This is a genomic window from Paraburkholderia sp. SIMBA_054, assembly GCF_046534875.1.
In the GTDB taxonomy this organism is placed as follows: domain Bacteria; phylum Pseudomonadota; class Gammaproteobacteria; order Burkholderiales; family Burkholderiaceae; genus Paraburkholderia; species Paraburkholderia hospita.
Window position 1 is genome coordinate 1 of record NZ_JAWRXV010000138.1, and the last position, 4,516, is coordinate 4,516.

5 protein-coding genes are annotated in these 4,516 nt (G+C 59.1%); 2 read left to right on the forward strand and 3 right to left on the reverse strand.

What is annotated here, in order from left to right; all coding sequences use genetic code 11:
* Positions 1-711: 711 nt before the first annotated feature.
* The 3 genes from SB822_RS54140 to SB822_RS54150 all read right to left on the reverse strand — a co-directional run bounded on the left by SB822_RS54140 (position 712) and on the right by SB822_RS54150 (position 1,898).
* Entirely contained in the window at positions 712-1,014 is a 303-nt protein-coding gene (locus SB822_RS54140; RefSeq protein ID WP_410858728.1) for a DUF1330 domain-containing protein, read from the reverse strand.
* A 161-nt stretch (positions 1,015-1,175) separates the two neighbouring features.
* Positions 1,176-1,478, reverse strand: coding sequence for a putative quinol monooxygenase (locus SB822_RS54145; protein ID WP_410858726.1), 303 nt, complete (start codon positions 1,476-1,478; stop codon positions 1,176-1,178).
* Between the two features lie 117 nt (positions 1,479-1,595).
* A complete protein-coding gene (locus SB822_RS54150; protein WP_079487352.1) occupies positions 1,596-1,898 on the reverse strand; it encodes a putative quinol monooxygenase in 303 nt (100 codons plus the stop codon).
* A 110-nt stretch (positions 1,899-2,008) separates the two neighbouring features.
* Between SB822_RS54150 and SB822_RS54155 the strand changes: the two genes are divergently transcribed.
* Positions 2,009-2,971, forward strand: coding sequence for a GlxA family transcriptional regulator (locus tag SB822_RS54155; protein ID WP_007734852.1), 963 nt, complete (start codon positions 2,009-2,011; stop codon positions 2,969-2,971).
* A 234-nt stretch (positions 2,972-3,205) separates the two neighbouring features.
* Positions 3,206-4,297 carry an IS5 family transposase gene (locus SB822_RS54160; RefSeq protein ID WP_410858727.1) on the forward strand — a complete coding sequence of 364 codons (1,092 nt, stop codon included), beginning with the start codon at positions 3,206-3,208 and terminating at the stop codon, positions 4,295-4,297.
* The last annotated feature ends 219 nt before the right edge of the window (positions 4,298-4,516 follow it).

Sequence of the window (4,516 nt, forward strand, 5' to 3'; positions counted from 1 at the left end):
ATCGCCCGGAGTCTGTATTATTCAATAGTACCAGGTATCGCTCTGCTGTGAATTAATTTTATGACACAGTCAGACTAGCAGGCTGTTGAAATACCCATCGATCGGCCTGAATCCGATCGATGGGTATTTCAACGGCCTGTTAATCAGCTCACGCACAGGCGCTGACGGTTTGGCCAAAGCTGAAAAGCTCTCCACGTTCAATGCTCGATCTGAGACGGCCGCAAAGTCGTTCACTTTCGGCAATGCTTGGCGCAAGGGCAGCATTGCATCATTCCGGTCGAGGCCGTGTATGAACCGGACTGGCGCAGCGGAAGTGCCGTGGCTACACGCTTTTCCCACGTAGACGGCGTGCCGCTGGGCATCGCAGGTCTGTGAGACAGATACAGAGATACAGCGGGCCAGTGGCATGAGAGCTACACAATGCTGACGATTAAATGCAGATCAGCGCTCTCTTTTTCAAAACTATCACCGCCCTGGCGACGAAAAGCGCATGGTCGTGATTCTGCCTGCCGGCGCTTATGGCGACTGGCTGGCCGCCGGCGCAGACGACACCCTAGACTTTCTACGCCCCTAACCGGAGTCCGTGGGCGGCCGCTCCGGTTCGCCGACAGGTGCGCTACGGCACCCCACATACGAGCGCCGTAGCGATGCTGCCGATCAGCTAACCTCGAGCTGGGGCATGACGACCGCCGTGTCGGTCGGACTTGGAAGTTAGAGCCCCTCGGGCCACGACTCCACGATGAATGTGGTGCTCGTGGCCGCGGCCTGACGCATTGCCTTGAGGGGTGCGTACCCAGGGGATTTGTACCAAGCTTGCGCATCTTCGACGGTCGGAAACTCGAGGACAACGCTGGAGTCCACGGGGCCATTTTCCAGCGCGGCGCTGATGACGGGCCCGGCAAAGAATTTCACGCCCTGACTCTTAACGACCGGGATCGCTTCATCGCGATATTTCTGGAGCAATGCTTTGTCGTGAGCACTGTGCACGACGAAGATCAGATAAGCACTCGTAATTTACCTCTGTTTTAAGTGAAATCGCTCAACGAGGCACACACTGCCTGGTCGAGGGAACCATCACCGGCTTTCGCGCCAGAAAAGGCGCGTTCCAGTGAGCTAAACTCTAGGCGGCATGCTTCATCGGCACTGTTGTCGTTTCCGTCACGCTGCCATGCTCATTACGCGGGCAGCTTGAAGGCGAGCAGATCCGCCATTTCGATGACCGGATCGCGAACGAAGAGATCCTTGGCGGAAGCCATCAGAGCCGCGGCGGCTTGACCGGTCAGGTGACCATTGCGGCCGGCTTCGTTGTCGAACGCGTCGAAGATGGCGAACGTCGACTTGCCGGTGCGGATCGCGAACCAGGTGACGGTGAACGCCTCCTTTTCCACGAGCCCCTTAGCGCCAGCCAGGAATTCGGCGACGGCCTCTTCCTTACCCGGCTTGGCTTCCATCGTCGCGAGGATTGCGAGCTTGATCATGATTTTCCTTTCGTCCCGTATGCGGGAATGTGTGTAAGAAGCTTGTACTTTAGAGAGCTTGGTGGCTCACAATAAGTGGCAAGTTTGCCTTTTTTGATATGGTTCCTGCCATGCCCATTACGCGGGCAGCTTGAAGGCGAGCAGATCCGCCTTTTCGATGACCGGATCGCGAACGAAGAGATCCTTGGCGGAAGCCATCAGAGCCGCGGCGGCTTGACCGGTCAGGTGACCATTGCGGCCGGCTTCGTTTTCGAACGCGTCGAAGATGGCGAACGTCGACTTGCCGGTGCGGATCGCGAACCAGGTGACGGTAAACGCCTCCTTTTCCACGAGCCCCTTAGCGCCAGCGAGGAATTCGGCGACGGCCTCTTCCTTACCCGGCTTGGCTTCCATCGTCGCGAGGATTGCGAGCTTGATCATGATTTTCCTTTCGTCCCGTATGCGGGAATGTGTGTAAGAAGCCTGTACTTTAGAGAGCTTGGTCGCTCACAATAAGTGGCAAATTTGCCTTTTTGGATATAATTCCTGCCATGGACATCCATGTTATTGCTATCAACGGCGTCGCGGACTTCGGCCTCTCGGCAATCGTGGACACGTTGAACTACGCAAACCAGCTCGCCCCAATGCTGGACCCTTCACCTGCGCCTCTGAACGTCACGATGGTTGGCGTCCGACGACGCGTTCGAACCGCCAATGGACTCATCGTTCCAGTGCAGTCCATCGACCGCCAGTCTCGGCCGGACGCGATCGTCACGCCTGCCCTTGGACCGGTGACGCCTGATGCCATTGAGGCCGCACTCGAGCAGCCAGAGCTACGCGACATCAAGGCAGCGATGGTCGCCAAGTCCAACGACGAGGTGTGGATCGGCGCCGCCTGCACGGCGACCTTACTGCTCGCAGAGACGGGACTTCTGAACGGACACACGGCAACAACATCGTGGTGGCTCGCGCCGCTGTTTCGCCGTCGCTATCCGCAGGTGTCGCTTGACGACTCACGCATGCTCATCGTCTCAGCGCCGTTCGTCACAGCCGGAGCAGCCCTGGCACACGTCGACTTGGCGCTTGGGCTCGTGCGGCGTCGAAGCCCCGCACTTGCAGCGCTCACGGCTCGCTACCTGCTGGTCGATTCGCGCGCATCGCAGGCCGCCTACGCCATCCCCGATCACCTAGCGCACGCCGACCCTTTGGTCGAGCGCTTCGAGGGATGGGCGCGTCGCAATCTTTCGAAGGGCTTTAATCTCGCCGACGCTGCGGTTGCGGTCGGAACGAGCGAGCGCACCCTGGCGCGGCGCCTGCAGAGCACGCTCGGCAAGACGCCCCTCGGGTTCTTCCAGGACTTACGCGTCGAGCACGCGGTGCATCTGCTCCAGACGAGTCACGAAAGCGTCGATCGGGTGGCCGAGCAAGTGGGCTACGCCGACGGTGTGACTCTGCGAGGGCTACTTCGTCGCAAGCTTGGACGGAGCGTGCGCGATCTGCGTGCGACGCTCTAACCTAGTCGAAGAGGCCGCGATGGTCAGATGCGTCGCGGCAAGATCATCGGATGCGTGACACCCAGGCCACGGTGCTCGAGCAAGGCACCAAACGAACATGGAAGCACCGTGTCTGGCCATGCAGGGCTACACCGAGGTCGAGCGCCGAACGGAGCAAGCGCCTTAGCAGGCCGTTGAAATACCCCCACCGATCCGTCACGATATAGCCATCCGATCCAGAGACACGAAGAGCGCATGCGAGGCACCCACAGCTACAACGAATCCCTGTTCAGCACCGTGAGACTGGAGGAGTTCGTACCGCAGACTCATCCGCTGCGCCCGATCCGGACGTGGATGAACGAGGCGCTGTCGAAGATGGATACGAAGTTCTCGGCCATGTACGAAGCGGACATCAAAGGCGGCCGTCCGAGCATTGCGCCGGAGAAACTGATGCGGGCAATGCTGCTTCAAGTGCTGTACAGCATCCGCAGTGAGCGACAACTGGTCGAGCAGATTTCGTACAACGTGCTGTTTCGCTGGTTCGTCGGCCTGTCGATTGAGGAAGCGGTGTGGAATCACTCGGTGTTCAGCAAGAACCGGGATCGGCTGATCGAATTCGATGCGGTGACCGACCTGTTCAACGCGACAGTGGAAACGGCACATAAACGCGGCTTGCTGTCGGGCGAGCATTTCAGCGTCGACGGCACCATGATTCATGCGTGGGCTAGCCACAAGAGCATCCGCCGGAAGGATGGCGGGGACGATGATCGCCCGCCGGGCAACTGGCATGGCGAATCGCGCCGCAACGAAACGCATGAGTCGAAGAGTGACGGAGAAAGTCGGCTCTATCGCAAGAGCCATGCCTCGCCAGCCTTGCCGAGTTATCTGGGCCATGTGCTGACGGACAACCGGCATGGGTTGGTGGTGAACGTTCAGGCTAGCGAAGCGAATGGCCGGGCGGAACGCGAAGTGGCGGCGGACATGCTACGGGATGTATCGGGTTCGGGCGTGCGGATTACGGTGGGTGCGGACAAGGCGTACGACATACGTGGATTTGTGAAGGCTTGCCGTGAATACAATGTGACGCCGCACGTCGCACGTAATACGAAGCGAACGGGCGGAAGTGCCATCGACGGCCGGACAACGCGACACCCCGGCTATGCGCTGAGCCAGCGCAAACGGAAATGCATTGAACAGTGCTTCGGCTGGGGTAAGCAGATCGGGCCAATTCGACAGGTGATGGTGCGGGGGCTGGAGAAAGTCGATCAGTTGCTCACACTGACGATGGCAGCCTACAACCTGACCCGACTGCGAACGTTGGGATTTGCGCGTCCAGAGGGCGCGTAATGCAAGAAATCGGTCGGGAAATGCGCTCGCCGGACGGATGCCAGCGCTGAATCCGGCGCCACGCAACAAAATCTCGGTGTCGTTGCGCGAATTCATGTCATCTGCGAGATCGGCCTGAATCCGATCGATGGGTATTTCAACGGCCTGCTAGTACTACTGTGTCATAAAATCAGTTGCGCGCTCTATTGGTGTACAGGAAGAGTGCCATCGTTGCATGAG

Coding starts and splice junctions, on each gene's coding strand:
- SB822_RS54145 (WP_410858726.1), bottom strand. CDS start 1,478: ATGATCAAGCTCGCAATCCTCGCGACGATGGAAGCCAAGCCGGGTAAG.
- SB822_RS54150 (WP_079487352.1), bottom strand. CDS start 1,898: ATGATCAAGCTCGCAATCCTCGCGACGATGGAAGCCAAGCCGGGTAAG.
- SB822_RS54155 (WP_007734852.1), top strand. CDS start 2,009: ATGGACATCCATGTTATTGCTATCAACGGCGTCGCGGACTTCGGCCTC.
- SB822_RS54160 (WP_410858727.1), top strand. CDS start 3,206: ATGCGAGGCACCCACAGCTACAACGAATCCCTGTTCAGCACCGTGAGA.